This is a genomic window from Sinorhizobium sp. BJ1 (assembly GCF_002531555.1).
Lineage (GTDB): Bacteria > Pseudomonadota > Alphaproteobacteria > Rhizobiales > Rhizobiaceae > Sinorhizobium > Sinorhizobium fredii_B.
The window spans coordinates 85,923-112,210 of the sequence record NZ_NWTH01000015.1 but is presented as its reverse complement, the minus strand read 5'-3'; the positions used below and the strand labels follow the sequence as shown (position 1 = coordinate 112,210).

27 protein-coding genes are annotated in these 26,288 nt (G+C 64.0%); 9 read left to right on the top strand and 18 right to left on the bottom strand.

Annotated features, from left to right (window positions below):
- Positions 1 to 41 precede the first annotated feature (41 nt).
- The 11 genes from CO676_RS19130 to sdhC form a co-directional block, all read right to left on the bottom strand.
- Positions 42 to 3,038 carry a 2-oxoglutarate dehydrogenase E1 component gene (locus tag CO676_RS19130; RefSeq protein WP_014766203.1) on the bottom strand — a complete coding sequence of 999 codons (2,997 nt, stop codon included), beginning with the start codon at positions 3,036 to 3,038 and terminating at the stop codon, positions 42 to 44.
- A gap of 177 nt (positions 3,039 to 3,215) precedes the next feature.
- Positions 3,216 to 4,118 (bottom strand): succinate--CoA ligase subunit alpha, encoded by a 903-nt coding sequence (gene sucD / locus CO676_RS19125; RefSeq protein ID WP_014766204.1) that lies wholly within the window; start codon positions 4,116 to 4,118, stop codon positions 3,216 to 3,218.
- Between the two features lie 6 nt (positions 4,119 to 4,124).
- Positions 4,125 to 5,321 carry an ADP-forming succinate--CoA ligase subunit beta gene (gene sucC, locus CO676_RS19120; RefSeq protein ID WP_014766205.1) on the bottom strand — a complete coding sequence of 399 codons (1,197 nt, stop codon included), beginning with the start codon at positions 5,319 to 5,321 and terminating at the stop codon, positions 4,125 to 4,127.
- 46 nt (positions 5,322 to 5,367) lie between these two features.
- Positions 5,368 to 6,330, bottom strand: a complete 963-nt coding sequence (gene mdh, locus CO676_RS19115) for a malate dehydrogenase (RefSeq protein ID WP_014766206.1) — start codon at positions 6,328 to 6,330, stop codon at positions 5,368 to 5,370.
- A gap of 179 nt (positions 6,331 to 6,509) precedes the next feature.
- Entirely contained in the window at positions 6,510 to 7,664 is a 1,155-nt protein-coding gene (zapE, locus tag CO676_RS19110; protein ID WP_097522246.1) for a cell division protein ZapE, read from the bottom strand.
- A 120-nt stretch (positions 7,665 to 7,784) separates the two neighbouring features.
- Positions 7,785 to 8,327, bottom strand: coding sequence for a protease inhibitor Inh/omp19 family protein (locus tag CO676_RS19105; protein ID WP_014766208.1), 543 nt, complete (start codon positions 8,325 to 8,327; stop codon positions 7,785 to 7,787).
- Positions 8,328 to 8,510: 183 nt separating this feature from the next.
- Positions 8,511 to 9,107 carry a peptide-methionine (S)-S-oxide reductase MsrA gene (gene msrA / locus CO676_RS19100; protein ID WP_097522245.1) on the bottom strand — a complete coding sequence of 199 codons (597 nt, stop codon included), beginning with the start codon at positions 9,105 to 9,107 and terminating at the stop codon, positions 8,511 to 8,513.
- 144 nt (positions 9,108 to 9,251) lie between these two features.
- The gene (locus tag CO676_RS19095) at positions 9,252 to 10,031 is read right to left on the bottom strand and encodes a succinate dehydrogenase iron-sulfur subunit (RefSeq protein ID WP_014766210.1); all 780 of its coding nucleotides are present in this window, start codon (positions 10,029 to 10,031) and stop codon (positions 9,252 to 9,254) included.
- Between the two features lie 18 nt (positions 10,032 to 10,049).
- Positions 10,050 to 11,891, bottom strand: a complete 1,842-nt coding sequence (gene sdhA / locus CO676_RS19090; protein ID WP_097522244.1) for a succinate dehydrogenase flavoprotein subunit — start codon at positions 11,889 to 11,891, stop codon at positions 10,050 to 10,052.
- A gap of 7 nt (positions 11,892 to 11,898) precedes the next feature.
- A complete protein-coding gene (gene sdhD, locus CO676_RS19085; RefSeq protein WP_041414719.1) occupies positions 11,899 to 12,279 on the bottom strand; it encodes a succinate dehydrogenase, hydrophobic membrane anchor protein in 381 nt (126 codons plus the stop codon).
- A gap of 14 nt (positions 12,280 to 12,293) precedes the next feature.
- Positions 12,294 to 12,686, bottom strand: coding sequence for a succinate dehydrogenase, cytochrome b556 subunit (sdhC, locus tag CO676_RS19080; protein ID WP_014766213.1), 393 nt, complete (start codon positions 12,684 to 12,686; stop codon positions 12,294 to 12,296).
- 305 nt (positions 12,687 to 12,991) lie between these two features.
- Here sdhC and CO676_RS19075 point away from each other — a divergent pair, with 305 nt between their 5' ends.
- Entirely contained in the window at positions 12,992 to 13,639 is a 648-nt protein-coding gene (locus tag CO676_RS19075) for a hypothetical protein (RefSeq protein ID WP_097522243.1), read from the top strand.
- 12 nt (positions 13,640 to 13,651) lie between these two features.
- Here the strand turns inward: CO676_RS19075 and CO676_RS19070 are convergent, their stop codons facing one another.
- The 5 genes from CO676_RS19070 to tsaD form a co-directional block, all read right to left on the bottom strand.
- On the bottom strand, positions 13,652 to 14,314 hold the full coding sequence (locus CO676_RS19070; protein ID WP_097522242.1) for a methyltransferase: 663 nt from the start codon (positions 14,312 to 14,314) through the stop codon (positions 13,652 to 13,654).
- A 43-nt stretch (positions 14,315 to 14,357) separates the two neighbouring features.
- On the bottom strand, positions 14,358 to 14,789 hold the full coding sequence (locus CO676_RS19065; protein ID WP_097522241.1) for an EVE domain-containing protein: 432 nt from the start codon (positions 14,787 to 14,789) through the stop codon (positions 14,358 to 14,360).
- Positions 14,790 to 14,795: 6 nt separating this feature from the next.
- On the bottom strand, positions 14,796 to 15,089 hold the full coding sequence (locus CO676_RS19060) for a YciI-like protein (protein ID WP_097522240.1): 294 nt from the start codon (positions 15,087 to 15,089) through the stop codon (positions 14,796 to 14,798).
- A gap of 94 nt (positions 15,090 to 15,183) precedes the next feature.
- Positions 15,184 to 16,185, bottom strand: coding sequence for an NAD(P)H-dependent glycerol-3-phosphate dehydrogenase (locus CO676_RS19055; protein ID WP_097522239.1), 1,002 nt, complete (start codon positions 16,183 to 16,185; stop codon positions 15,184 to 15,186).
- 10 nt (positions 16,186 to 16,195) lie between these two features.
- Positions 16,196 to 17,290 carry a tRNA (adenosine(37)-N6)-threonylcarbamoyltransferase complex transferase subunit TsaD gene (tsaD, locus tag CO676_RS19050; RefSeq protein WP_097522238.1) on the bottom strand — a complete coding sequence of 365 codons (1,095 nt, stop codon included), beginning with the start codon at positions 17,288 to 17,290 and terminating at the stop codon, positions 16,196 to 16,198.
- 176 nt (positions 17,291 to 17,466) lie between these two features.
- Between tsaD and hemC the strand changes: the two genes are divergently transcribed.
- The 6 genes from hemC to CO676_RS19020 all read left to right on the top strand — a co-directional run bounded on the left by hemC (position 17,467) and on the right by CO676_RS19020 (position 23,487).
- Positions 17,467 to 18,396, top strand: coding sequence for a hydroxymethylbilane synthase (hemC, locus tag CO676_RS19045; RefSeq protein ID WP_041414721.1), 930 nt, complete (start codon positions 17,467 to 17,469; stop codon positions 18,394 to 18,396).
- Positions 18,397 to 18,399: 3 nt separating this feature from the next.
- Entirely contained in the window at positions 18,400 to 19,110 is a 711-nt protein-coding gene (locus CO676_RS19040; RefSeq protein ID WP_097522237.1) for a uroporphyrinogen-III synthase, read from the top strand.
- A gap of 162 nt (positions 19,111 to 19,272) precedes the next feature.
- Entirely contained in the window at positions 19,273 to 20,577 is a 1,305-nt protein-coding gene (locus tag CO676_RS19035) for a COG4223 family protein (RefSeq protein WP_097522236.1), read from the top strand.
- 18 nt (positions 20,578 to 20,595) lie between these two features.
- Complete coding sequence (locus CO676_RS19030; protein WP_097522235.1) at positions 20,596 to 22,221, top strand: heme biosynthesis protein HemY; 1,626 nt, start codon at positions 20,596 to 20,598, stop codon at positions 22,219 to 22,221.
- A 31-nt stretch (positions 22,222 to 22,252) separates the two neighbouring features.
- Complete coding sequence (locus CO676_RS19025; protein ID WP_014766224.1) at positions 22,253 to 22,738, top strand: TerB family tellurite resistance protein; 486 nt, start codon at positions 22,253 to 22,255, stop codon at positions 22,736 to 22,738.
- Positions 22,739 to 22,740: 2 nt separating this feature from the next.
- Complete coding sequence (locus CO676_RS19020) at positions 22,741 to 23,487, top strand: glutamine amidotransferase (protein ID WP_014766225.1); 747 nt, start codon at positions 22,741 to 22,743, stop codon at positions 23,485 to 23,487.
- Between the two features lie 70 nt (positions 23,488 to 23,557).
- Here CO676_RS19020 and CO676_RS19015 read toward each other — a convergent pair whose 3' ends face one another.
- Positions 23,558 to 24,808, bottom strand: coding sequence for an MFS transporter (locus tag CO676_RS19015; protein WP_014766226.1), 1,251 nt, complete (start codon positions 24,806 to 24,808; stop codon positions 23,558 to 23,560).
- A gap of 127 nt (positions 24,809 to 24,935) precedes the next feature.
- Between CO676_RS19015 and CO676_RS19010 the strand changes: the two genes are divergently transcribed.
- Together CO676_RS19010 and CO676_RS19005 are read left to right on the top strand one after the other, a co-directional pair.
- Positions 24,936 to 25,229 (top strand): YggT family protein, encoded by a 294-nt coding sequence (locus CO676_RS19010; RefSeq protein WP_012709685.1) that lies wholly within the window; start codon positions 24,936 to 24,938, stop codon positions 25,227 to 25,229.
- Positions 25,230 to 25,233: 4 nt separating this feature from the next.
- Positions 25,234 to 25,554 (top strand): DUF167 domain-containing protein, encoded by a 321-nt coding sequence (locus CO676_RS19005; protein WP_097522234.1) that lies wholly within the window; start codon positions 25,234 to 25,236, stop codon positions 25,552 to 25,554.
- Here CO676_RS19005 and ppa read toward each other — a convergent pair whose 3' ends face one another.
- Complete coding sequence (gene ppa, locus CO676_RS19000) at positions 25,555 to 26,088, bottom strand: inorganic diphosphatase (protein WP_041415656.1); 534 nt, start codon at positions 26,086 to 26,088, stop codon at positions 25,555 to 25,557.
- Positions 26,089 to 26,288 lie beyond the last annotated feature (200 nt).

Here is a 26,288-nt window from a genome sequence, read left to right as displayed (position 1 = left end):
GATATCTGTTTCTGTCGATTGGCAGGCGGCGAGGGACTTGATCAGCCCCCCAGCGCATCCTCGAGGAAGGCGTTGAGCTGCGCCATGTGCTTGGACATCAGGCCCGTCGCCGGGGAAGCGGCGGCCGGACGGCCGGTGTAGCGCACCCGCTGATACTTGGCGTCGATATGGGCAAGAACCCATTCGAGGTAGGGGTCGATGAACGACCAGGCGCCCATGTTCTTCGGCTCTTCCTGGCACCAGACCATCTCCGCGTGGCGGAAGCGGCTGAGCTCATTGATGAGCGCTTTCGCCGGGAACGGGTAGAGCTGCTCGACGCGGAGCAGATAGATGTCGTCGATGCCGCGCTTCTCGCGCTCTTCGAGAAGATCGTAATAGACCTTGCCCGAGCACATCACGACGCGACGGATCTTCGAATCCTTCTGCAGCTTGATCGGACCGTCCTTGATGACCTCGGCGTCGTCCCACAGCAGCCGGTGGAAGGAGCTCTCGCCGGCCATTTCCGACAGGCTGGAGACCGCCCGCTTGTGGCGCAGCAGCGATTTCGGCGTCATCAGGATCAGCGGCTTGCGGAAGTCGCGCTTCACCTGGCGGCGCAGGATGTGGAAGTAGTTTGCCGGCGTCGTGACGTTGGCGACCTGCATGTTGTCTTCCGCGCAGAGCTGCAGAAACCGTTCGAGACGCGCGGAGGAGTGCTCCGGTCCCTGGCCTTCATAGCCGTGCGGCAGCAGGCAGACGAGGCCGGACATGCGCAGCCACTTGCGCTCGCCGGACGAGATGAACTGGTCGAAAACCACCTGAGCGCCGTTGGCGAAGTCGCCGAACTGGGCTTCCCACAGCGTCAGCGCGTTTGGACGGGCAAGCGAATAGCCGTATTCGAAGCCGAGCACCGCCTCTTCCGAGAGCATCGAGTTGATGACCTCGTAGCGCGCCTGGGTAGGCGACAGGTTGGCGAGCGGAATGTAGCGTTCCTCGGTCTCCTGATCGTAGAGGACCGAGTGGCGCTGCGAGAACGTGCCGCGCTCGCAGTCCTGGCCCGATAGGCGGATCTTCGTGCCCTCGGTGACGAGCGTTCCGAAGGCGAGCGCTTCCGCCATCGCCCAGTCGATACCCTCGCCGGTCTGGACCATGTTGGCGCGGTTCTCCATGAAGCGCTGGATGGTGCGATGCGCGCTGAAGCCAGCCGGGATCTCGGAGATCTTGCGGCCGACTTCCTTCAGCTGCTTCATCGGCACCGAGGTCCGGCCGCGGCGCTGCTCATCCTGGTTGTCGGCGGTGCGCAGGCCCGACCAGGCACCGTCGAGCCAATCGGCCTTGTTCGGCTTGTAGGACTGGCCGGCCTCGAACTCCTGCTCGAGACGAGCGCGCCAGTCGGCCTTCATCTTCTCGACCTCGCCGTCGTTCATGAGTCCTTCGGCGACCAGCCTTTCCGAATAGACCTGGACGACCGTCTTGTGGGCGCGAATGGCCTTGTACATCTTCGGCTGGGTGAACGCCGGCTCGTCGCCCTCGTTGTGGCCGAAGCGGCGATAGCAGAACATGTCGACGACGACCGGCTTGTGGAACTTCATCCGGAACTCAGTCGCAACCTTGGCCGCGTAGACCACGGCTTCCGGGTCATCGCCATTCACGTGGAAGATCGGCGCTTCGATCATCTTCGCCACGTCCGAAGGATAGGGCGAGGACCGAGAGAAGGCCGGGTTCGTGGTGAAGCCGATCTGGTTATTGATGATGAAGTGCACGGTACCGGCAACGCGGTGGCCGCGCAAACCGGAGAGACCGAGGATTTCTGCGATGACGCCCTGGCCGGCGAAGGCCGCGTCGCCATGCAGCAGCAGCGGCATGACCTTGACGCGTTCGCGCAGCGGAATGATGTCGCCCTCGAACACGGTCGCCATCTGGTCCTGCTTGGCGCGCGCCTTGCCCATGACGACCGGGTTGACGATCTCCAGATGCGACGGGTTCGCCGTCAGCGACAGGTGCACCTTGTTGCCGTCGAATTCGCGGTCGGAGGAAGCGCCGAGGTGGTACTTGACGTCGCCCGAGCCTTCGACGTCGTCCGGCGCATAGGAGCCGCCCTTGAACTCGTGGAAGATGGCGCGGTGCGGCTTGGCCATGACTTGGGAGAGGACGTTGAGGCGGCCGCGATGGGCCATGCCGAGAACGATCTCCTTGAGACCGAGCTGGCCGCCGCGCTTGATGAGCTGTTCGAGCGCCGGAATGAGCGACTCGCCGCCGTCGAGGCCGAAGCGCTTGGTGCCCTTGTACTTGACGTCGATGAACTGCTCGAAGCCTTCCGCCTCGATCAGCTTCTGCAGGATTGCCCGCTTGCCCTCAGGCGTGAATTCGACGCCCTTGTCCGGTCCCTCGATCCGCTCCTGGATCCAGGCCTTCTCCTCAGGGTTGGACATATGCATGAATTCGACGCCCATCGTCGAGCAATAGGTTCGCTCGAGGATTTCGACCATTTCGCGCACGGTCGCGTATTCGAGCCCAAGCACGTTGTCGATGAAGATCTTGCGGTCGTAGTCCTTCTCTTCGAAACCATAGGTTTTCGGTGCGAGCTCGTCGTAATCCTCGACCGGATCGGCGAGGCCCAACGGGTCGAGCTTGGCATGCAGGTGGCCGCGCATGCGATAGGCGCGGATCATCATGATGGCGCGGACGGAATCGCGCGTCGATTGATGAACCTCGGCCTCGCTGACCGGCACGCCGGTCGCGGCAGCGGCTTCCTCCGCCTTCGCCTTGACCTTCTTCTCGACGACCTTTTCGACGGTGCCCCAATCGCCGTCGAGCGCGGAGACGAGTTCGCCATTGGCGGCGATCGGCCAGTTCTTCTTCTTCCAGGAGGCTCCCTTGGCTGCCTTCACCACATCTTCGGGCCTGTCGGCAAGTGCCTTGAAGAAGGACTGCCATTCGGCCGAAACGGACGACGGGTCCGCTTCATAGCGCGCATAGAGCTGCTCGATATAGGCGGCGTTGGCGCCGTCCAGAAACGAAGTGAGCTGGAATTGCTCGTTGGCCTCTTGCCTTGTCATGGTCTCTCGCGGACTTGGGTCCGCCTCCTGACTCTAAGTTGGGTCGCCGGATTGTCCGGTCATGTTTGCCTGAAGTCCGGATCAGGATGGCCTTCGAAAGGTCGGACATCCGTCCTTCATCATCGTGTCGTTCGTGGCTCTATCGGGGCGGCACCGGAGCCGCCCCGGGAAAGTTCGTCAGCCCTTCAGGACTTCGACGAGGGTCTTGCCGAGGCGGGCCGGCGACGGCGAGACGCGGATGCCGGCCGATTCCATCGCCGCGATCTTGTCTTCCGCGCCGCCCTTGCCGCCGGAGATGACGGCACCGGCATGGCCCATGGTGCGGCCGGGAGGCGCCGTGCGGCCGGCGATGAAGCCGACCATCGGCTTCTTGCGGCCGCGCTTGGCTTCGTCCTTGAGGAACTGCGCCGCATCCTCTTCCGCCGAGCCGCCGATCTCGCCGATCATGATGATCGACTTGGTCTCGTCGTCGGCGAGGAACATTTCCAGGACGTCGATGAATTCGGTGCCCTTCACCGGGTCGCCGCCGATGCCGACAGCGGTCGTCTGGCCGAGACCCTCATTGGTGGTCTGGAACACCGCCTCGTAGGTGAGCGTGCCGGAGCGCGACAGCACGCCGACCGAGCCCTTGCGGAAGATGTTGCCCGGCATGATGCCGATCTTGCATTCGTTCGGGGTCAGCACACCCGGGCAGTTCGGGCCGATGAGGCGCGAAGTCGACTTCTCGAGCCGCGCCTTGACCTTGACCATGTCGGCGACCGGAATGCCCTCGGTGATGCAGACGATCAGCGGAATTTCCGCGTCGATCGCCTCGATGATCGCCGCCGCGGCACCGGCCGGCGGAACATAGATGACCGAAGCATTGGCGCCGGTCGCCTCACGGCCCTCGGCAACCGTCGCGAAGATCGGCAGTTGCTCGCCCTTGGAACCGGTCCAGGTCTCGCCGCCCTTCTTCGGGTGGATGCCGCCGATCATCTTCGTGCCGTTATAGGCAAGCGCCTGTTCGGTATGGAAGGTGCCGGTCTTGCCGGTCAGGCCCTGGACGAGAACCTTGGTGTCTTTGTTGATCAGGATGGACATGAAACCTCAGGCTCCCTTGACGGCTGCAACGATCTTCTGGGCGGCATCGTCCAGATCATCGGCGGAGATGACGTTGAGGCCCGATTCATTGATGATCTTCTTGCCGAGTTCGACATTGGTGCCTTCGAGGCGGACGACGAGCGGCACCTTGAGGCCGACTTCCTTGACCGCAGCAAGCACGCCTTCGGCGATGACGTCGCACTTCATGATGCCGCCGAAGATGTTGACCAGGATGCCCTTCACGGCCGGATCGGCGGTGATGATCTTGAAGGCGTGGGTGACCTTCTCCTTGGAAGCGCCGCCGCCGACATCGAGGAAGTTCGCCGGCTCGGCGCCGTAGAGCTTGATGATGTCCATCGTCGCCATGGCAAGGCCGGCGCCGTTGACCATGCAGCCGATATTGCCGTCGAGGGCGACATAGGCGAGGTCGTGCTTCGACGCTTCGATTTCCTTCTCGTCTTCTTCGGTCGTGTCGCGCAGCGCGACGACGTCCTCGTGGCGGAAGAGCGCATTGCCGTCGAAGGACACCTTGGCATCGAGGACGCGCATGCGGCCGTTCTTCATGACGATCAGCGGGTTGACCTCGAGCAGGCTCATGTCCTTCTCGACGAAGGCCTTGTAGAGGATCGGGAAGAGTTTTTCGGCGTCGGCGCGCGCTTCGCCTTCGAGCTTCAGCGCATCGGCCAGCGCCTTCAGGTCGTCAGCGGTGACGCCCTTATTGGGATCGATCGCAACGGTGACGATCTTTTCCGGCGTATGCTCGGCAACTGCCTCGATATCCATGCCGCCCTCGGTCGAAACCACGAAGGCAACCTGGCCGACGGAGCGATCGACGAGGATCGAGAGATAGAGTTCGCGGTCGATGTCGGCGCCGTCCTCGATATAGAGGCGGTTGACCTGCTTGCCGGCCGGGCCGGTCTGCTTGGTCACCAGCGTATTGCCGAGCATATCCTTGGCATTGGCAACGACCTCGTCGACCGATTTCGCCAGCCGCACGCCGCCCTTGGCATCGGGCCCGAGTTCCTTGAACTTGCCCTTGCCGCGGCCGCCGGCATGGATCTGGCTCTTCACGACGTAAAGCGGTCCCGGCAGCTTTTTCGCGGCCGCTTCGGCTTCGTCGGCGGAGAAGATCGCGACACCTTCCGCGACCGGCGCGCCGTAGCTCTTCAGCAGAGCCTTGGCCTGATATTCATGGATGTTCATGAGTTCTTTCCTGTCTGATTGGCCTGTCTGATTGGCCCGGCGGCGGTTACTTCAGGCTGGGCGCAATGCCGATGCAGGCTTCGCAAAGGCCGGCCACGGCACCGACCGACTTGTCGAAGGCTTCCTTCTCGCCCTTGTTGAGGTCGATCTCGATGATGCGCTCGACGCCGCCGGCGCCGATGACCGTCGGCACGCCGACATACATGTCCTTGACGCCGTACTGGCCGGAGAGATGCGCCGCGCAGGGAAGCACGCGCTTCTTGTCCTTGAGGTAGGCTTCAGCCATCTCGATCGCGGAAGCCGCCGGAGCGTAATAGGCCGAGCCGGTCTTCAGAAGGCCGACGATCTCCGCGCCGCCGTCACGGGTGCGCTGGATGATTTCTTCGAGGCGTTCCTTGGTGACCCAACCCATCTGGACAAGATCGGTCAGCGGAATGCCGGCGACGGTCGAATAGCGGGCGAGCGGCACCATCGTGTCGCCATGGCCGCCGAGAACGAAGGCGGTGACGTCCTGGACCGAAACGTTGAATTCCTGGGCGAGGAAGAGACGGAAGCGCGAGGAGTCGAGCACGCCTGCCATGCCCACAACCTTGTTCTTCGGCAGGCCGGAGAACTTCTGCAGCGCCCAGACCATGGCGTCGAGCGGGTTGGTGATGCAGATGACGAAGGCGTTCGGAGCATATTTCTTGATGCCGGCGCCGACCTGTTCCATGACCTTCAGATTGATGCCGAGCAGGTCGTCGCGGCTCATGCCGGGCTTGCGCGGGACGCCGGCGGTGACGATGCAGACGTCGGCGCCTTCGATCGCCGCATAGTCGCTGGCGCCCGTCAGCGATGCGTCGAAACCTTCGACCGGCGAGGACTGGGCGATGTCGAGGCCCTTACCCTGGGGGACGCCGTCGGCAATGTCGAATAGGACGATATCGCCCAGTTCCTTCAGGCCGGCGAGGTGCGCCAGCGTGCCACCAATCATCCCTGAACCAATAAGTGCGATCTTGTTGCGCGCCATGAATGTGCTTCCTTTGTGATCCATGATCGAGGCCTGAAACGCGGCAAACGCCAAACCTTCGCGGAAAGCCCTTAAACGGCAAATGGTAAAATATCAATCGATACTTTTTGGCGAAGCAAATTCAATCGGTTAGAACATAAAATTCTTACGTAAAGGTAAGATTTGCCGTCACTGTTGCGTCACTGAAACGCCGTATTTTCAGTATGTTGGGCGGCATATTCTTCGCTCTGCATCTCGATGAGGCGTGAAACCGTGCGGTCGAATTCGAACCCCTCGGTACCCTTCTTGGCGATCAGTAGCCGTTCCGGTTCGGCGGCGGCCGAGGCGAAGAGGCGGGCACCCTGGTCGTAGAGCGCGTCGACCAGGATGATGAAGCGCTTCGTTTCATTGCGCATATGCGGACCGAGATGCGGAACGCGGTCGACGAAGACCGTCCTGTACTGCGACAGGATGGCGAGATAGTCGGCCGCGCCGAGCGGCTGCGCGCAGAGATCGGCGAAGGAAAAGCGGGCGCAATGACCGACGGCGGCCGGCACACGGATCTTCCGCCCCTTTCGTCCGATCTCCGTCGAGGTGACGGGCGCGCCGCCGGTCTCGACATACCAGGCGCGATCCATTGCGGCTTCCGCATCCGATCCGAGCGGCGACAGCCAGACGGGATGCCCGTCCGTCTTGCGCAGGCGATAGTCGGTATCCGTGTCGAGCGAGATGATTTCCGTGCTGGCCTTCAGGAGGTCGATGAAAGGCAGAAAGAGACCGCGGTTGAGGCCGTCGCGATAAAGCTCGGACGGCTCCACGTTCGAGGTCGCCACGAGAACGCAGCCCTTGGCGAAGAGCTCGCCAAAGAGGCGCCCGAGGATCATCGCATCGGCAATATCGGTGACCGAGAACTCGTCGAAACACAGGAGCCGTGCCTCGGCGAAGAGCTCCGAAGCGACCGGCGGTATCGGATCGGCCTGCTTGGTCTCGCCGTTCTTGAGCTTCTGCCGGTGCTTGTAGATGCGCTCGTGCACATCCGCCATGAACTCGTGGAAATGGGCGCGCCGCTTGCGCTGTATCGGCACCGCGCCGAAGAACATGTCCATCAGCATGGTCTTGCCACGGCCGACGCCGCCATGGATGTAGAGGCCCTTGACCGGCGGGTGGTCCTTCTTGCGGGCGGCGAACAGCCAGCCGAGCGCATTGGCTTTGCGCGACGGCCGGCTGGCAAGCAGCTCCGCCGTCAGATGGTCGAGCCGCCTTGCTATCGCAAATTGAGCCGGATCACGCTGCCGCTCCCCGGCCGCAACGAGCGCCTCGAGCTTGTGGAGAATGCTGTCGTCAGGATTGAGCACGATGCACCTGGATGGACCAGGGGCTGTTTTGAAAGGTGAGACTTAAGGCTGCAGGCGGAAGCCCCACCCCGACAACAGGCCGTAAAGAGGTCCGGCAGGAAAGCCGGACCGGAGAGTAGGTCAACGGCTGAGGCTAACCGGCTGGCCGCCATTGGTAGAGCCGTCGAAGCGTGAATCGGCGGTCTTGTAAAGGCGGGCGATCGGGGTGCCGTTGCGATCCTTGAGCACGACCTGCTTGCCGGCCACCTCCCAGGATCCCATGGTCGTCAGTTCGCCGGCGCAGCCGCGGGTACCGCCGCGCGAGCCGCTTCCGAGATTGGTCAGCGTCAGGAACATGTCGCAGGAACTGCCGGCGCTCGAAACCCGCCAATTGCCGACCATCGATTCCTTCGTCACGTCGAGGCCGCCGGTGGCGGCGGCCACTTGCGTGCCCCCCGGCGCGCCGGGTGCCGGCGTGCCGCCCGTCGGAGCGCTCGGGAATTGCGAGGTGTTGGTCGTCGGATCCGGGAGCTGGCCCGACGAGACCGACGGCACCGGCTGCGCTTGCAACGGGGCAGGCGCGGCAGAAACATCCTGAGAACCGAAGCCACCAAAGGATGTCCGCTGGCATCCGGTCAGCGCAAGCACAATAACAAGCCCCGCCGCCGCATGAAAAACCCGCATGTGTTTACCCCCGATATTGTCCGCGAACCATGATGCAATGCGATAATAAAGGCCGAATTACAGCAAATCCACCTGTGAGATCAAGGCGTCGCATTTCGGTCTTGGCTGTTGCACGATGGAAACGATTGAGATCGGGCGCGGAAAAGCGGTTCTGACCATTCGTCCGGAGACGGAATATTGGGCTCAGTGGCTGACACCGGCATAGGCGCGTTCGCCCCAAAGCGCTTCGACTGCCCGGTTTCGGCCGCAGCCGTTGCGATAGTACCAGTAGCGGATCGGATTCCGCCCCGCGAAATCCTGATGATAGTCCTCGGCAGGCCAGAACTTCGAGGTTCCTTCGACGGGCGTGACGATCGGCCTGCCGAGTTCGGCCTCGGCCTTGATCTTCTCGGCCTTGGCCTGCATCGCCTGCTGCTCGGTGAGCGCGTGGATCGCCGTCGTGTAGGAGAAGCCGCGATCGCAGAACTGGCCGCCGCCATCGGTCGGGTCCGTCGTGTGGAACAGCACCCCGACGAGATCCGCATAGGAGATCTTGTCGGGATCGAACTTGATCCGCACCACCTCCCGGTGTCCGCCCTTCGCATAGTTTTCGTAGGTCGGATTCTCGCTCTTGCCGCCGGCATAACCGGAAATCGTCTCGAGAACGCCGGCCACGTCGTCGAAGTCGCTCTCGACGCACCAGAAACAGCCGCCGGCGAAGATCGCATATTGCGGCTCGGCCGCCCGCGCCGGCGACAGGAAAAGGCAGCTCACGGCGATTCCGAAGGCCAGGCGAAGCATGGGCGACCCTCCACCTTCTATTACCTATGCGCCTCGCGACGGCTTTCAAATCACTTAGCGACACGTCGACGTGAGTGCCGTGATACGCAAACGGCGGGCTCAGAGCCCGCCGCCGGATTGGCATCGATTGTTGGAGCTGCGCGCTCAGAACCGGCGCTCGACCAGCATCTTCTTGATCTCGCCGATCGCCTTGGCCGGGTTCAACCCCTTCGGACAGGCCTGGGCGCAGTTCATGATCGTGTGGCAGCGGTAAAGCCGGAACGGATCCTCGAGGTTGTCGAGGCGCTCGCCGGTCGCCTCGTCTCTGGAGTCGATCAGCCAGCGATAGGCTTGCAGCAGAACGGCAGGACCCAGATAGCGGTCGCCGTTCCACCAGTAGCTCGGACAGGAGGTCGAGCAGCAGGCACAGAGAATGCACTCGTAGAGCCCGTCGAGTTTCTGGCGGTCTTCGTGGCTCTGCCGCCATTCCTTGGCCGGCGTCGGCGACACTGTCTTCAGCCACGGCTCGATCGAGCGGTGCTGGGCGTAGAAATTGGTCAGATCCGGCACCAGGTCCTTGACGACCGGCATATGCGGCAGCGGGTAGATCTTCACCGACCCGTTGATCTCGTCCATGCCCTTCGTGCAGGCGAGCGTGTTGGTCCCGTCGATGTTCATCGCGCAGGAGCCGCAGATGCCCTCGCGGCAGGAGCGGCGCAGCGTCAGCGTCGGATCGATCTTGTTCTTGATGTAGAGCAGGCCGTCGAGGACCATCGGGCCGCAATCGTCGACATCGATATAGTAGGTATCGACCCGCGGGTTCTTTCCGTCGTCCGGATTCCAGCGGTAGACGCGGTATTCGCGCAGCTTCGTCGCGCCGACCGGCTTCGGCCAGACCTTGCCTTCGGTGATCTGCGAGTTCTTGGGAAGAGCGAGTTCAACCATGTGCCTTAGTCCTCGACATCAGTAGACGCGCGCCTTCGGCTCGATCTTTTTGGGATCGATGCCGTCGGCGATAAGCTCGGCATGGACCGGACGATAGTCGAGCCGAACCTCGCCGGTGTCGTTGACCCAGGCGAGCGTGTGCTTGCGCCAGTTGACGTCGTCGCGGCCGCCGAGCGGGCCGTCCTTGTAGTCCTCGCGGGCATGCGCGCCGCGGCTTTCCTTGCGCGCCTCGGCGCCGTAGACCGTGGTGATGGCGTTGGCCATCAGGTTCTCGAGTTCCAGCGTCTCGACCAGGTCGGAGTTCCAGATCATCGACCGGTCGGTTACCTTGACGTCCGGCATTTCCTTCCAGATGGCGGAGAGGCGCTGGCAGCCGGATTCGAGCGACTCTTGGGTGCGGAATACGGCCGCGTCTTCCTGCATGGCGCGCTGCATCTTGTCGCGCAGCACCGCCGTTGAGGTGCCGCCCCTGGCATGGCGCAGCCGGTCGAAGCGCTCCATGATCCGGTCCGAGGCAGCCGTGTTGATCTCCGGCACCGCCTCATTGCGGTCGATGATCTGGCCGGCGCGGATCGCCGCGGCGCGACCGAAGACGACGAGGTCGATCAGCGAGTTCGAACCGAGGCGGTTGGCGCCATGCACCGAGGCGCAGCCGGCTTCGCCGACGGCCATCAGGCCGGGCGCGAGGCGCTCGGGGTTCTGAGCGTCGGCGTTCAGCACCTCGCCCCAGTAATTGGTGGGGATGCCGCCCATATTGTAGTGGACGGTCGGCAGCACCGGGATCGGTTCGCGGGTCACGTCGACGCCTGCAAAGATCTTCGCCGATTCCGAGATGCCGGGCAGCCGCTCGTGCAGCACCGCCGGGTCGAGATGGTCGAGGTGCAGGAAGATATGGTCCTTGTTCTTGCCGACGCCGCGGCCTTCGCGGATTTCCATCGTCATGCAGCGCGAGACGACGTCGCGCGAGGCCAGATCCTTGGCCGACGGGGCGTAGCGCTCCATGAAGCGCTCGCCTTCCGAATTGACGAGATAGCCGCCCTCGCCGCGCGCTCCTTCGGTGATCAGACAGCCGGCGCCGTAGATGCCGGTCGGGTGGAACTGCACGAATTCCATGTCCTGCAGCGGTAGGCCGGCGCGCGCGATCATGCCGCCGCCGTCGCCGGTGCAGGTATGCGCCGAGGTCGCCGAGAAATAGGCGCGGCCATAACCGCCGGTCGCCAGCACCACCATCTTCGCTGCGAAGCGGTGGATCGTGCCGTCATCGAGGTTCCAGGCGACGACGCCGGTGCAGCGCCCGTCATCCGACATGATCAGGTCGAGGGCGAAATACTCGATGAAGAATTCGGCGTTGTTCCTGAGCGACTGGCCGTAGAGCGTGTGCAGGATGGCATGGCCGGTGCGGTCGGCGGCCGCACAGGTGCGCTGCACCGGCGGGCCTTCGCCGTAGTTCTGCATGTGGCCGCCAAAGGGCCGCTGGTAGATCTTGCCTTCCTCATTGCGCGAGAACGGCACGCCGTAATGCTCGAGTTCGTAGACCGCCTTCGGCGCCTCCATGGCAAGGTATTGCATGGCGTCGACGTCGCCGAGCCAGTCGGAGCCCTTGACGGTGTCGTAGAGATGCCACTGCCAGCTATCGGGCGTCATGTTCTGCAGCGAGGCGGCGATGCCGCCCTGGGCCGCGACCGTGTGCGAGCGCGTCGGGAAGACCTTGGTGATGCAGGCGGTCTTGAGGCCCTGTTCGGCCATGCCGAGGGTCGCACGCAGGCCTGCGCCGCCGGCGCCGACGACGACGACGTCGAAGGCGTGATCGACATATTGATAGGCCTTGCCGTTTGCAGCGGGGGAATTGATCAATGCCATGACGAAATTACCCTGCGAAAGCGATCTTCAGGACGGCGAAAAGACAGAGCCCGCCGATCGCGATCGCAAAAAATGTATTGAGGATGAGAAGCGCGATCTTGGCGCCCTCCGCATGAACGTAATCCTCGATGATGACCTGCATGCCGAGCCGCATGTGGACGAGCGCGGAGGTCACGACGAGACCCATGATCACCGCGACGAACGGATTCGACAGGGCCGCGACGACATCCGCGTGCGGCGCCCCGGCATAGCGGGCCACGAAGAAGACGAAGAAGATCAGGAGCGGAATATTGGAGACGGCCGTCAGGCGCTGGCGCCAGAAATGGTCCGTGCCTTCCTTGGCCGAGCCGAGACCGCGAACTTTGCCGAGGGGTGTGCGCATATCCATGGTAAGTCCCCTCGTTAGCGAAGCAGAGAGCCGATGATCCAGATGACGAGCGTCAGCGTCACCGATCCGACGAGCATCGCCTTGGCCACCTTGGTCGCGAAGTGCTTTTCATAGCCGTAGCCGAGGTCCCAGACGAGATGGCGGAGCCCGCCCAGCATGTGGTGCATCAGCACCCAGGTGTAGCCGAAGAGCACGAGCTTGCCGATCAATGTTCCGAACAGCCAGTTCACCCAGTCGTAATAGGCCGCGCCCGAAGCCGCGGCGATCAGCCACCAGGCGACCAGGATCGTGCCGAAATAGAGTGCGCCGCCGGTAATGCGGTGCATGATCGACATGACCATGGTGGGGATTGGCTTGTAGATTTGAAGATGCGGCGAAAGCGGCCGGCTTCTTGTGACATTCGTCATCGGAACCTCACGTAATGACCGGAATTCACGCCCTTAAAGTAGACTATATTCATCCGGTATCGCACCCGATTGTGCGCAATTCAGTCATCCGGACCTTTAATCACCATATTGCTTAACGACAAGTATGTTTGCGGTGCAAAATAAATAAAATCGATTAGACGAAAAGCGGCATTTTCCTGCCCGCCGGAGACATCCTGGCGTTAACGATGTGGGCGGAAAAGCCAATCGAATCCGTGACATTTCCCGGCTCTTGCATCAGGATGCGGTTAAGAATTCGTTAACCGCAATCCGGAGGGCAGGACAGTATGAATCTGTTGCGTGCAGTCCATACGGCCAAAGTTCTACTCCTGGCCTTCACGCTGGCTATCCCGGTCGGCCTGCCTGCGACAGCCGGGAGTGGTGAGGGTCTGCCGGAAGTAGAGACGCGCGTACGGCATGTCCGGCTCAAGCATCGCCCCCCACACCATTCCTGGCGCAAGGCGCGACATCATCGTCATTTCGCCGGCCATCGACGCCACCGCTCCGTCAACGCCAGCATCGATGACTTTTCCTCCTTCGAGACAGGCGGCCTGGGCGACGTTCAAACCCGCACCCGCCATATCCGGCGGAAGCACTGGCCCTTCCACGCCGCGCGCCGTGACCGCAATCGCGGTCCCGTGGTAGTCATAGTAGGAAGGGGCTACGACGCCGGCAGCTACAGCGGCGGCATCGATGGCGGCTATGATTTTCCGTCCGGGATTCCCGGCCTCGGCACCTATGCCGGCAACCTTTCGGCCTACCAGCAGCCGGGCAATGGCATCTATTTAAGTCAGGCCGGCAGCTATTCCTATTTCGCCGAGGACGACGTCGAGCCGGCCCCGCCGGCGGAGCGTCCGAAGATCATCGTCGTCTCGCCGCAAACCAATGCCAGCGCCTGCTCATGGGAACACGGGATCTGCGTCATTCGGCCATAGCAGTTCCGGCCGTCAGCGGTCGACGACGGAGGAATCAAACCGCCAGACCGTCGTCCGCTTCACGTCGCTATCCTCGAGCGCCCTTGTGACCGGCACCTCATAGGTCGCAAGCGCGGTCATCCGCTGGCGCGGGCAATAGGCGCGCCCCGGATCGCCGACGATGACCAAGGCGCCGGCGCGTTTGAGCGCGTCGAACCACGGCTGAAGCAGATCGGCAAAGCCCTTGTCGTAGAAGACGTCACCGGCGAGATAGACGTCGGCGGCGCGCTCGCGGCCGATGATGTCCTCGCCGAGGAAGCGCACCGAAACGCCATTCAGTTCCGCATTGAGCCGCACGGCCGTCTCCGCCCAGGGATCGATATCCACGGCGAGCACTTCGGCAGCGCCGGCCAGCATGGCGGCGATGCCGACGAGGCCCGAGCCGGAGGCGAAGTCGACGACGCGGCGGCCGCGCACAATTTCCGGATGATCGAGGACATAGCGGGCGAGCCCTTGCCCGCCGGCCCAGGCAAAAGCCCAGAAGGGCGGCGGCAGGCCGACCTCCTCCAGCTCCTCCTCGGTCTTCAGCCACAGATCATGCGCTTCGCTCGCGAGGTGCAGGCTGACCTCCGGCACATGCGGCGGTGACAGAATGCCGGTATTGGCACGGATGAAGCTTTCCGGAACGGTTTTCAAGACTGGAGACTCAGAGTATGACCGAGGCGGGAACGGTTCCGGCTCACCGCGGCAGATTGTCGAACCCGCCCATGCGGCAGATCTCGATCCACTCGTCCTCGGTGACCGGCTGCACGGAGAGGCGCATCGAGGTCACCAGCGACATCTTGGCGAGCTTCGGATTTTCCTTGATCTCCTTCAAGGAGACCGGACGCGGCACGTCCATGACGGCGCGGATGTCGACGCAGTCCCAGCGGGCATCGCCTTCGGCGGTCGAATCCGGATGCGACAGGGCGCAGACCTCGGTAATGCCGACGATCTCCAGCCCCTCGTTGGAGTGGTAGAAGAAGCCCTTGTCGCCGATCTTCATCGCCCGCATGTTGTTGCGTGCCAGATAGTTGCGCACGCCGGTCCATTCGGTTCCCTCGGCACCGGCGTCCTTCTGCATCTGCCAGGACCATTTGTTCGGTTCGGATTTGTAGAGCCAGTAAGCCATTGCCCCTCAAGCCTCCGGATTGTTGAAGACCCAGTTGTAGGCCTTGATCTCGACCTTCGAAAAGAGACCCGCCTTCGCATAGGGGTCGGCTTCGGCGATCGCCTTCGCCTCTTCGATCGTATCGGCCTTGACGATCACCAGGCTTCCCGTCGGCTTGCCGTCCTCGCCGAGAAAGGGGCCGGCAATCCTCAGGATGCCCTTGGCATTGAGCTCGTTGAGATAGGCAACGTGGTCGGGCCTCGTGTCGAGCCTGAGCTGCAGGGCGCCCGGCTTGTCCGTGCATAGAAGTGCGAAGAGCATGGTTCCTCCTGACTATATTGATTGGCGCGGAATGGGGCGGAAAACCGCTTTACACTTTCCCTTATCCCGCCGCCGGATTATTCCCGGGTCCGGATCATTCCTGGGTGATCGGCCGCGACATTAATTGTTCGAGCGCGGTGCGGACATCGAGCCTGCCGTCGATGATAGCGGCAACCGCCTCGGTAATCGGCATCTCGACGCCGAGGCCCTTTGCCACGCGCGCCGCCACCGACGCGGCAAAAGCGCCCTCGACGAGCTCGCCGCCGCCCCCGTTGGCGCGGCCGTTCTTGCCGAGCGCGATGCCGAAGCGCAGGTTGCGCGACTGGTGGCTCGTCGCCGTCAGCACCAGATCGCCGAGCCCCGACAGGCCGCGCACCGTGTCGCCTTCGCCGCCCCTTGCGGCGATGAAGCGCGACATTTCCGCAAGGCCGCGGGAGATCAGCGCCGCGCGAGCCGAATCGCCGAGGCCCGCCCCTTCGACGATGCCGCAGGCGATCGCCAGGACGTTTTTGAGGGCGCCACCGAGCTGGACGCCGATGCGGTCCGTTGACGGGTAGAGCCGGAAGGTCGGTCCGGAAAGGGCCTCGGCCAGTTCCGTCGCAATTGCCATATCAGGCGCGGCGACCACCATCGCGGTCGGCAGGCCCTTGGCGATGTCGGCGGCAAAGCCGGGACCGGAGAGAACTCCGACACTGTGGCCGGGCAACTCCTCGCCAAGCACGTCCGTCAGGAGCTGGCCCGTCGATTGCTCCATCCCCTTGGCACAGGTGACGATCGTCGCATCGGCGCTGATCGCCGCGCCATAGGCCTGCGCCGCAGCGCGATGCTCCTGCGACGGCATGGCGAAGAGCACGATATGGGCTCCGGCAAGCACGGCGGCATCGGAGGAAAAGGCAAGACCTGCCGGAAGCGCAATGCCGGGCAGAGCCTTTTCGTTGCGGCCGGTCCGGCGGCATTCCGCGGCGACGTCGTCGCGTCGCGAAAGCAGCGTCACGTCCGCCTTGTTCTTTGCCGCCGCGACGGCGGCAAGTGCCGTTCCGAAGGCACCCGCACCGACGACGACGATCTTGGTCACGATCGTTGGATTATCGCTCATCTTCTGTCCATTATGCCTTGGCCCCGCGCTTGCCGGAGCCGATCAAAGCCTGCGCCCGGGTGTCGAGCGGCCAACGCGAACGCGGCGCGACGTCGAGGCCGTCGGCCGGCAGCCCCGCCGCCAGCCGTTCTGCCCCTGCCCAGGCGATCATCGCCGCATTGTCCGTGCAAAGCTCAAGCGGCGGCGCGACAAAGCGGAAGCCGTGGGCGTCGCAAAGCGCCTGCAGCGTCGCCCGGAGCGTCTGGTTCGCGGCCACACCCCCGGCAACGACAAGCGCCGGCAGATCGACCGAGGCATATTCCGCCTTGCAGCGCTTCAGCCCGCGACCGACCCTATCCTTCAGCGTGCGCGCGATGGCGCGCTGGAACGAGGCGCAGATGTCGGCGATATCCTGTTCCGTGACCGGTTCGAGGGATTGCGCCGCCTGCCGCACCGCCGTCTTCAACCCGGAGAAGGAGAAATCGAGCCCGGCATCGCCGACGAGCGGCCGGGGAAAGTCGAAGCGCTCGGGATCGCCCGTCCTGGCCGACCGCTCCACGGCAGGCCCGCCGGGATAGGGTAGGCCGAGCAGCTTTGCCGTCTTGTCGAAGGCCTCGCCGAGCGCGTCGTCGATGGTCGTACCCCAGCGCTCGTAGTCGCCGACGCCCTTGACGAGGATCAGCTGCGTGTGGCCGCCCGAAACGAGCAGCATCAGATAGGGAAAGGAGAGCCCGTCCGTCAGCCGCGCCGTCAGCGCATGGCCTTCGAGGTGGTTGACCGCATAAAGCGGCTTGCCGGTCGCCCGAGCGATCGCCTTGCCGGTCATCAGCCCGACGATCAGACCGCCGATCAGACCGGGACCGCTCGTCGCGGCGATCGCATCGATGTCCTTGAGCGTCACGCCGGCACGCAGGAGCGCTTCCTCGATCAGCGTGTCCAGCGCCTCGACATGGGCGCGCGCAGCGATCTCGGGCACGACGCCGCCATAGGCGCTGTGCTCTTCGAGCTGGCTCAGCACCACGTCGCCGAGAATCCGGCCGCTGCCATCTTCATCGCGCAGCACGACGGAAGCCGCGGTTTCGTCGCAGCTTGTCTCAATGCCGAGGATGCGCACAGGCGGGGACATTACGTGGTATACTCAAAGATTGCGGTCACCGTGAAAGGTGGGTACACGGAACTCATACAGCGCCGTGCGTCTTTCAGACGCACAAAGGACGCTGTAACGCTTTGAAGTGCTGCATGGTTTTATCCTTAAATCGATTCCGATTTAAGGAACGATGCAGTAACAACGGATGGCCAGGGATGCAAACAAAACCTTTCCGCATCGGCACGCGCGGCAGCCCGCTGGCGCTCGCCCAGACCCATGAGACGCGCGACCGCCTGGCCGCCGCGCATGGTCTGCCGCCGGAAATGTTCGAGGTTGTCGTGCTCTCGACGAAGGGCGATCGCATCACCGACCGGCCGCTCGCAGAAATCGGCGGCAAGGGCCTGTTCACTGAGGAGCTCGAACAGCAGCTTCTGTCGGGCGATCTCGACTTCGCCGTCCATTCGTCGAAGGACATGCCGACGAAGCTGCCCGACGGGCTGTTCCTCTCCGCCTTCCTGCCGCGCGAGGATATCCGCGACGCCTTCATCGGCGGCACCGCACCGCGGCTCGTGCAACTGCCTGAGGGCGCCACCGTCGGTTCGTCGTCGCTGCGCCGCCAGGCGCTGATCCGCCGGCTGAGACCCGACATCAATGTAATCACCTATCGCGGCCAGGTCGAAACCCGGCTGCGCAAGCTCGCCGAGGGTCAGGTCGACGGCACGCTGCTCGCCTATGCCGGCCTGAGGCGGCTCGGCATGACCGACGTGCCGACCGAACTGCTTGATCCGAAGGAGTTTCCGCCGGCACCGGCCCAGGGCGCGATCTGCATCGAAAGCCGCGTCGGTGACAATCGCGTCAACGCGCTGCTCGCCGCGATCGACGACCCGCGCACCCATGAGGCTGTCGCCTGCGAGCGCGGCTTCCTGGCAACGCTCGACGGCTCCTGCCGTACGCCGATTGCCGGCTACGCCCAATCGGACGGTACGCATATCCGCTTCTCCGGCATGATCCTGACGCCCGACGGCACGACCTGCCACCGCATCGAAATCGACGGCAAGGCTGCAGACGCGACGGAGCTTGGACGCAGGGCCGGCGAGGAGATCCGCGCCAAGGCCGGACCGGGGTTCTTTTCGAGCTGGGCCTGACCGATGCGCGTGCTCGTCACCCGTCCGCGTCCGGCAGCCGAAAGAACAGCGCTGAAGCTTGCAGCGATGGGACACCAGCCGGTCGTCCTGCCACTGATGCAGGCGCAACATTTTGCCGGTGCGGTGCGCGCCGGGTTCGAGCGCCGCCATGACGCGATTGCCGTGACCAGTGCGGAAGCCGTCCACGCTCTGGCCGGGCTAGGTCCCGCACTTGACGCGCATCTGGCGACACCGTTTTTCGCCGTCGGCGCGGCGACGGCGCGCGCCGCCGCCGAGCTCGGCTTCGCCGACATCCGGGTCGGGGCAGGAACGGGAGAAGCGCTCGCCGAGACTGTTGCCGGCTTACTCGGCCCGGAGATGGGATCGCTTCTTTATTTCGCCGGCTTGCCGCGCGCCGATGGTTTCGAGCATGCGCTGCGTGAGCGGTCGATCGACCATGTGACCGTCGAATGCTACCGGATGAGCCCCGTCGGCCACGCGCCGGGAACACTGCCGGCTCTCGTCCAGTCCGGCCCATTTGACGCGGTGCTGCTCTACTCGCGCGAAACGGCTCGGCGCCTTGTCGCGCTCCTGCGCGAGAGCGGCCTTGATTGCGCCGACGTTTCCGCCCGTTACCTTTGCCTCAGCGCGTCTGTCAAAGAGGTGCTACCGGCCGGCGTTGCAGCGGATGTTGCAGCAGCACCGGACGAGAAAAGCCTGCTGAGCCTCCTCTGAGACGGGATCAGCAAAGACGGCGCCGATTTTCCGCTCACTTCGCGGGGGTTGGTGGGGTCATGTGTGGCAAATGCCGCAAAAACGGGACACAGGGACTTTCCCTGGTGCGCTTCCCTGACTAGGTTTGGCTGAAGAGCCCGACAGAACGGTAATGAGGTCACTATGGTATCGGAAAAGCCGCCGCGCCGCTCGCAACCGGAAAAGGAACCGCTGACGATCGACCTCGAGGCGGAGAGAACCGTCACCGAAGAGACCGAGTCGATCGCCAGCCAGGAGCCGGTGACCGACGAGCCGACGGAGATCTCAGCGACACCGGACACGACGGAGACGGTCGCGGGCGACGCCGACGCGGATGAGGCCCAGAAGAATGAGGTCAAGGCGGATGAGGCGGGGAAAGAAGACGCCGAGCTGAAGGCGGAGGCAGGAGAAGACCGCGCCGACGCAGCCGCCGCCGCGTTCGACGAGGAGCCTCCGCATCTGAGCAACCGCACGACTCCCGAGCCCGGGAGAAAACAGGCGACGAGCGCCGGGGCGCTTGCCGCCGGCATTTTCGGCGGTCTCGTCGCGCTTCTCGGCGCCGGCGTGTTGCAATATGCCGGCTATGTTCCGGCGCCTGGGCCGGATCGCAGCAACGGATCGGTCGAGCAGAACCTGGCGAGCGAAATCGAAGCGATCAAGGCCGAGCTTCAATCGCGCCCGGATGCTCCGGCAGCCGCCGTCGATATCGCTCCCCTGGAAAGCCGCCTTGCCGCACTTGAACAGGCAGCCCCCTCCGGTGCGAACGCTCCCGATGTCACGGCGCTCCAGGCCGAGGTCGCCAACCTGACCAAGGAAATCGCCGCACTGAAAACCGAGCTTGCCGATGCCCGGCAGTCGGCGGACGCCGCCAAGGCCGAACTTGCCGGCCGCATCGATCAGGCGGAGCAGAAACTCAACGAACCGGTCAACGACATCGAGATGGCGAAGGCCGTCGCCGTGACCGCACTGAAGACGGCGATCGATCGCGGCGGACCGTTCCTCGCCGAGCTCGACGCGCTGCGCAGCATCGCGCCCGAGGATGCGGCGGTAAAAGAGCTTGCCGACGACGCCGCGACCGGCGTCGCCACGCGGACGGAACTGCGCAGCGCATTTCCGGCAGCGGCCACGGCGATGCTCGACGCCCTCCATCAGCCCGATCCGAACGAGGGCATTCTTACCCGTCTCTTTTCGAGCGCCATGTCCGGCATTCGCGTCCGGCCGGTCGGCAGCGTCGAGGGCGACACGCCGGAGGCGGTGATCGCCCGCATCGAGGACAAGCTCAACAATGGCGATCTCAAGGGGGCTTCGCTGGAATGGGAAAGCCTCCCCGAGTCAGCGAAAACCGCCGGTCAGGATTTCAAGACGAAGCTCGACCAGCGATTGCGCGTCGAGACCGCCATCGGCGCGGCCGTGGCGGCAACCATGACGCGAACCGGCACGCAAGGCTAAGAAAAGGAAGAAGACTACATGGTCCGGATACTGTTCTTCATCCTGCTCGTCCTCGCGCTCGCGCTCGGCTTTGCCTGGCTCGCGGATCGGCCGGGGGAATTATCGCTGATCTGGCAGGGCCAACGCATCGAGATGAGCCTGATGCGCGCCGCCACCATCCTGATTTCGCTCTTCGCCGCGATCCTCATCGTCGCCTGGCTGATCCGTACGATCTGGCTGTCGCCGCACACCGTGACGCGCTACTTCCGCGCCCGCAAGCGCGATCGCGGCTACCAGGCGCTGTCGACCGGACTGATTGCTGCAGGAGCGGGCGACGCGACACTGGCCCGCAAGATGGTAGGCCGCGCGCGCGGTCTGATCCGCATCGACCAGGAACCGCTCATCCATCTGCTGGAGGCGCAGACGGCGCTGATCGAAGGCAAGTATGACGACGCGCGCAAGAAATTCGAGCTGATGGCGGAAGACGCGGAGACGCGCGAGCTGGGCCTGCGTGGCCTCTATCTCGAGGCCAAGCGGCTCGGCGCCAACGAGGCCGCCCGCCAATATGCCGAACGGGCTGCCGAAAAGGCGCCGCATCTGTCCTGGGCGACCCTGGCGACCCTCGACCAGCGCAGCCAGGCGGGTCAGTGGGACGAAGCGATCCGTCTTCTGGACCAGAGCCGCGCCGCCAACGTCCTCGACAAGAAGGAAGCGAACCGGAAGAAGGCCGTGCTGCTCACCGCGCGAGCGACGAGCAAGCTTGAGGCCGACCCGAAAGCCGCCCGGGACGACGCGCTCGCGGCGCTGAAGCTCGACGATCGGCTGGTGCCGGCAGCGCTCGTCGCCGCGAAGGCGCTGTTTCGCGAGGACAACCTGCGCAAGGGTGCTTCGGTCCTCGAGAAGATCTGGAAACAGGACCCCCATCCGGAGGTGGCCCGGCTTTACGTGCGGGCGCGCGGCGGCGATTCCGCCGTCGACCGGCTGAAGCGCGCCAAGAGGCTCGAAACCCTGCGCGGCAACAATGCGGTTAGCCTGGCAACGGTCGCCGAGGCAGCGCTCGAGGCACGCGAGCTGGAGCTCTCCCGAATCAAGGCCGAAGCGGCCGCAAGGCTGGCGCCGAGCGAGAGCATCTTCCTGCTGCTTGCCGACATCGAGGAGGCCGATACCGGTGACGAGGGCCGCATCCGCCACTGGATGGCGCAGGCGCTCAGAAGCCCGCGTGACCCGGCCTGGACCGCCGACGGCGTGACCTCGCCGACCTGGCTGCCGGTGTCGCCGGTGAGCGGTCGGCTCGACGCCTTCGAATGGAAGGCACCCCCCTCGCCACTTGCCGGAACGACCGAGAACGGTCGTCTCAGCGGCGACGACGCGATCCGCAGCCTGCCGCCGGTCGCTCCCGACCAGCAGATGACCATACGAGAAGCGCCGCCAACGGCCAAGGCCGAAGAAAGCCGGCCAGTGCTGGAAGCGGAGCTCCCAACGCCGACACCCACCCCGATAAAGGTGCCTGAGCGCAAGGAACCTGTCGCTCCGCCCGCCAGGAGCGAAGAGACTCGCCCCGAGGAAGAAGAGGAGGCGCCCTTCTTCGGGCGGCCGCCGGACGATCCCGGTGTTCGCGAGCGAGCTGTGGAGGAAGGCAACAAGGCCGGCCTCCGGCTGTTCTGAGTTCTGGTTTCGATGGCTGTGGGCACAAGGCATGTTTGAACGATTTCGAGCGTTTCTCGAGGAACTGACGGTTCCGTCCGCGCGTATCGACAAGGACGATCCGCGCGTCGCGGTGATCGGGCTCTGTTTCCAGGTGATGGAGGCGGATGGCGCCATCCGTACTTCGGAGCGGCGCAAGATGCGCAAGATCATCAAGGAGCACTACGAGCTCGACGATGCCGCCCTCAATGCCCTGGTCGCGGCGGGCGAAACGGCCGAGAGCGAGGCGATCGACTTCTACCGCTTCACCTCCGAGATCAAGCGCCACCTCTCGGAGGACCAGCGCGTCGAGCTTGTCGGCATGTTGTGGGAGATCGTCTACGCCGACGGCGCGCGCAGCGAAATGGAGGACCACGCTATCTGGCGGATCGCCGATCTCCTCGGCGTATCCGGCCGCGACCGGGTCTTGAAACGGCGGGAGGCAGCCGCCAAGATCGACATGGTCGAGGAGGAGAACGAGGCACAACAGGAAAGCTGACGATGCCGCCAGAAGCCGCCGACGACAAGAGACCGATCCTCATCGTCCTTCACCAGGAGCGTTCGAGCGCAGGCCGCGTCGGCCATATTCTTGAGCAGAAGGGCTTTTCGCTCGATATCCGCCGGCCGGCGCTTGGCGACGAGCTGCCGCCGACGCTCGAGGGTCATTCGGGAACAATCATCTTCGGCGGGCCGATGAGCGCTAACGACGAGGAGGAATTCGTTCGCCGCGAGATCGATTGGCTGTCGGTGCCGCTCCTTGAAAACAAGCCCTATCTCGGCATCTGCCTCGGGGCCCAGATGCTCGCCCGCAATCTCGGCGGCAAGGTCGCTCCCCACCACGAGGGCATGACCGAGATCGGCTGGTATCGGCTCGAGGCCACCGAAGCCGGCAAGGCGCTCCTCGACTGGCCCGCCATGGTCTACCACTTCCACCGTGAAGGCTTCGACCTTCCGAAGGGCGCCGAGTTGCTCGCGACCGGCGACACCTATCCGAACCAGGCCTTCCGCTACGGCGAGAACGCCTGGGGCATCCAATTTCACGGCGAACTGACGCGGGCGATGATGCATCGCTGGGTGGTGCACGGCGCCCACCGCTTCGTCCTGCCCGGCGCCCAGATGGGCAAGGCGCATCTCGAGGGCCGGATGATTCACGACCACCCCTTGCGGACCTGGATGGAGAATTTTCTCGAGCTGATCTTTTTGGGTGGCGACAAGGGGATCACTGCAACCGGGGAAAAGCTGGCGTAACGGACGGCTTGCGGGGGAGCTTGGAATTTCACCCCTCCCCACCTGTGGGGAGGGGTTGGGGAGGGGCCTGTCACTGCCCTTCCCGCTGCCCCTCCGGCACGTCCAACCTGTCGATCCGGCGCAGCTGCGGGAAACCGATCGCCCAGAGCAGCGATACGAGAAGCGTGCCGAGCCCGCCGAAAACGACGGCGAAGACGGCGCCGAAGCCCGACGCCATCGTGCCGGCGCGGAATTCGCCGAGCTCGTTGGAGGCGCCGACAAAGACCGCGTTGACGGCATTCACCCGGCCGCGCAACTCGTCCGGGGTCCAGAGCGCTATCAGGCTCTCGCGCACATAGACCGAGATCATGTCCGCCGCACCCATGACGACGAGCGCGGCAATCGAGATCCACGGCGTCGCCGACAGGCCGAAGACGATCGTGGCAAGGCCAAAGAGGGCGACGCCAATGAACATGTAGAGGCCTGCGCGGTTATGGACCGGGTGGGCGGCGAGCCAGATGGCCATGCCGACGGCGCCGACGCCGGGGGCGGCGCGCAACAGACCCAGCCCCCATGGCCCGAGCACCAGGATATCGCGGGCAAAGACCGGCATCAGCGCCACGGCGCCGCCGAGCAACACCGCGAAAAGATCGAGCGAGATTGCCCCGAGCACCACCTTCTCGGCCTTGATGTAGCGGAAGCCGGCGGTGATCGTCTGCCAGCTCTGTGCCGAGGCGGGCGTGCGCTGGGCAGGCTTCGGCACGGCGAACACCATCAGCGCCGCCGCCGCGAAGAAGCAGAGGCTGACCGTATAGGGCACCGTCGGTCCAAAGCCGTAGATCAGCCCGCCCACCACCGGCCCGACGATCGTCGCCGTCTGCCAGGAACTCGAGTTCCAGGCGATCGCATTCGGCAGATCCTCGGCCGGCACGAGATTGGGCGCCAGCGATTGCGCGGCCGGCGTCAGAAAGGCCCGCTCGATGCCGAAGACGATGAGGATTGCGTAAACCGGCCAGGGAGCGAACAACCCGGACACCGTGAGGATCAGCAGTGCCGCGGCGCAGAGCGTGCCGACGAGCATGCAGAGCCCCATGATGACGCGGCGATTATAGCGATCCGCCACGCTGCCGGTGACGAGAATGAGGACAAGCGACGGCAGGAATTGGAACAGGCCGATCAGGCCGAGTGCGAAAGGATCCCGCGTCAGATCGTAGATCTGCCAACCGACCGAGACCGACATGATCTGCACGGCGAAATAGGCAAGGAAGCGCGAGAAGAAATAGCGCCGATAGCCGACATGCCGAAAGGCGGCAAAGCGATGCGCGTTGTGGACGGCCGACATGACGGAACACTCCCGGGGAAAATTACGCCCCCGCATCGTTAAACATGATGGCGCCGGGCAAAGCGTCGTACTTGCTCGTTTGGTTCCCAATGTCTACATGTCTGGCGACAAAGAATTGGAGACGGGCATGATTGCTGTCATCGGCACCTTGAATTTCATCATCAACATCGCGTGGTTCCTGATCATCGCGTCGGCGATCTTCTCCTGGCTCTATGCCTTCAACGTGATCAACGTGAACAACCAGGCGATCAACATGATCGGCCGCTCGCTCTATCAGCTGACCGAGCCGCTTTACCGACCGATCCGCCGTTTCCTGCCGGACATGGGCGGCGTCGATCTTTCGCCGCTCGTCGTCCTGGTGATCCTCTATTTCATCCAGCTCTTCCTGAACACGACGATCGCGCCGGCGCTGATCCGCTGACGGCATGCGCGGCGCGCTGACCAGCTTCGGCGATCATGTGCGCCTGACGGTGCGGCTGACGCCGAACGGCGGCAGAGACGCGATCGCCGGCCTGGAAACGGCGGCCGACGGCGAGGAGCATCTCAAGGTGCGGGTGCGGGCGGTGCCGGAAAAGGGCAAGGCGAACCGGGCCCTGATCGCCCTGTTGGCCAAGTCGCTCGGCCTCGCCAAGAATAGAATCGCGCTCGTTTCCGGCGACACGCAGCGCAAAAAAATCCTCCGGATCGAGGCCGACCCGGAGGAAATCAGGAAGCGTCTCAGCGAACTCGTGAGAGAGACTGGCTAGTTACTTCTTCGCCTTGGCGCGTTCGACCGCTTCGCGGATCAGCTGCTTGGCGACAACCGCATCCTTCCAGCCGAAGATCTTCACCCACTTGCCGGGCTCCAGATCCTTGTAGTGCTCGAAGAAGTGCTCGATCTGCTTCAAGGTGATTTCCGGCAGGTCGGTGTAGTCGTGAACCTTGTCGTAGCGCTGGGTCAGATGACCCGAGGGGACCGCGATGATCTTCTCGTCCTGGCCGGAATTGTCTTCCATCATCATCACGCCGATCGGGCGGACGTTGATGACGCAGCCCGGCACCAGCGGGCGCGTATTGCAGATCAGCACATCGATCGGATCGCCGTCATCGGAAAGCGTGTGCGGGACGAAGCCGTAATTGCCCGGATAGGTCATCGGAGTGTAGAGGAAGCGGTCGACGACCAGTGTGCCGGCTTCCTTGTCCATTTCGTACTTGATCGGATGCCCGCCGACCGGGACTTCCACAATCACGTTGACATCTTCCGGTGGGTTTTTTCCGATGGAAATCGCGTCGATCCGCATGAGCACCTCCAGGGTCGTTTGAAAAGTCGCCCGTCGGATAAAGGGAAACATGCCGCGATGCAACATGACTTTCGTTCCGGGGGCGGAAATGCTGTAGGTAGGCGGCGCGGCCAAATATGGGCAGAGCGGATTTTTGTCCTGGAAAAAGGCAATGGGGTGGGGGAGCGCCGGGAGACCTCTAACCCTGCACAGTCACACCC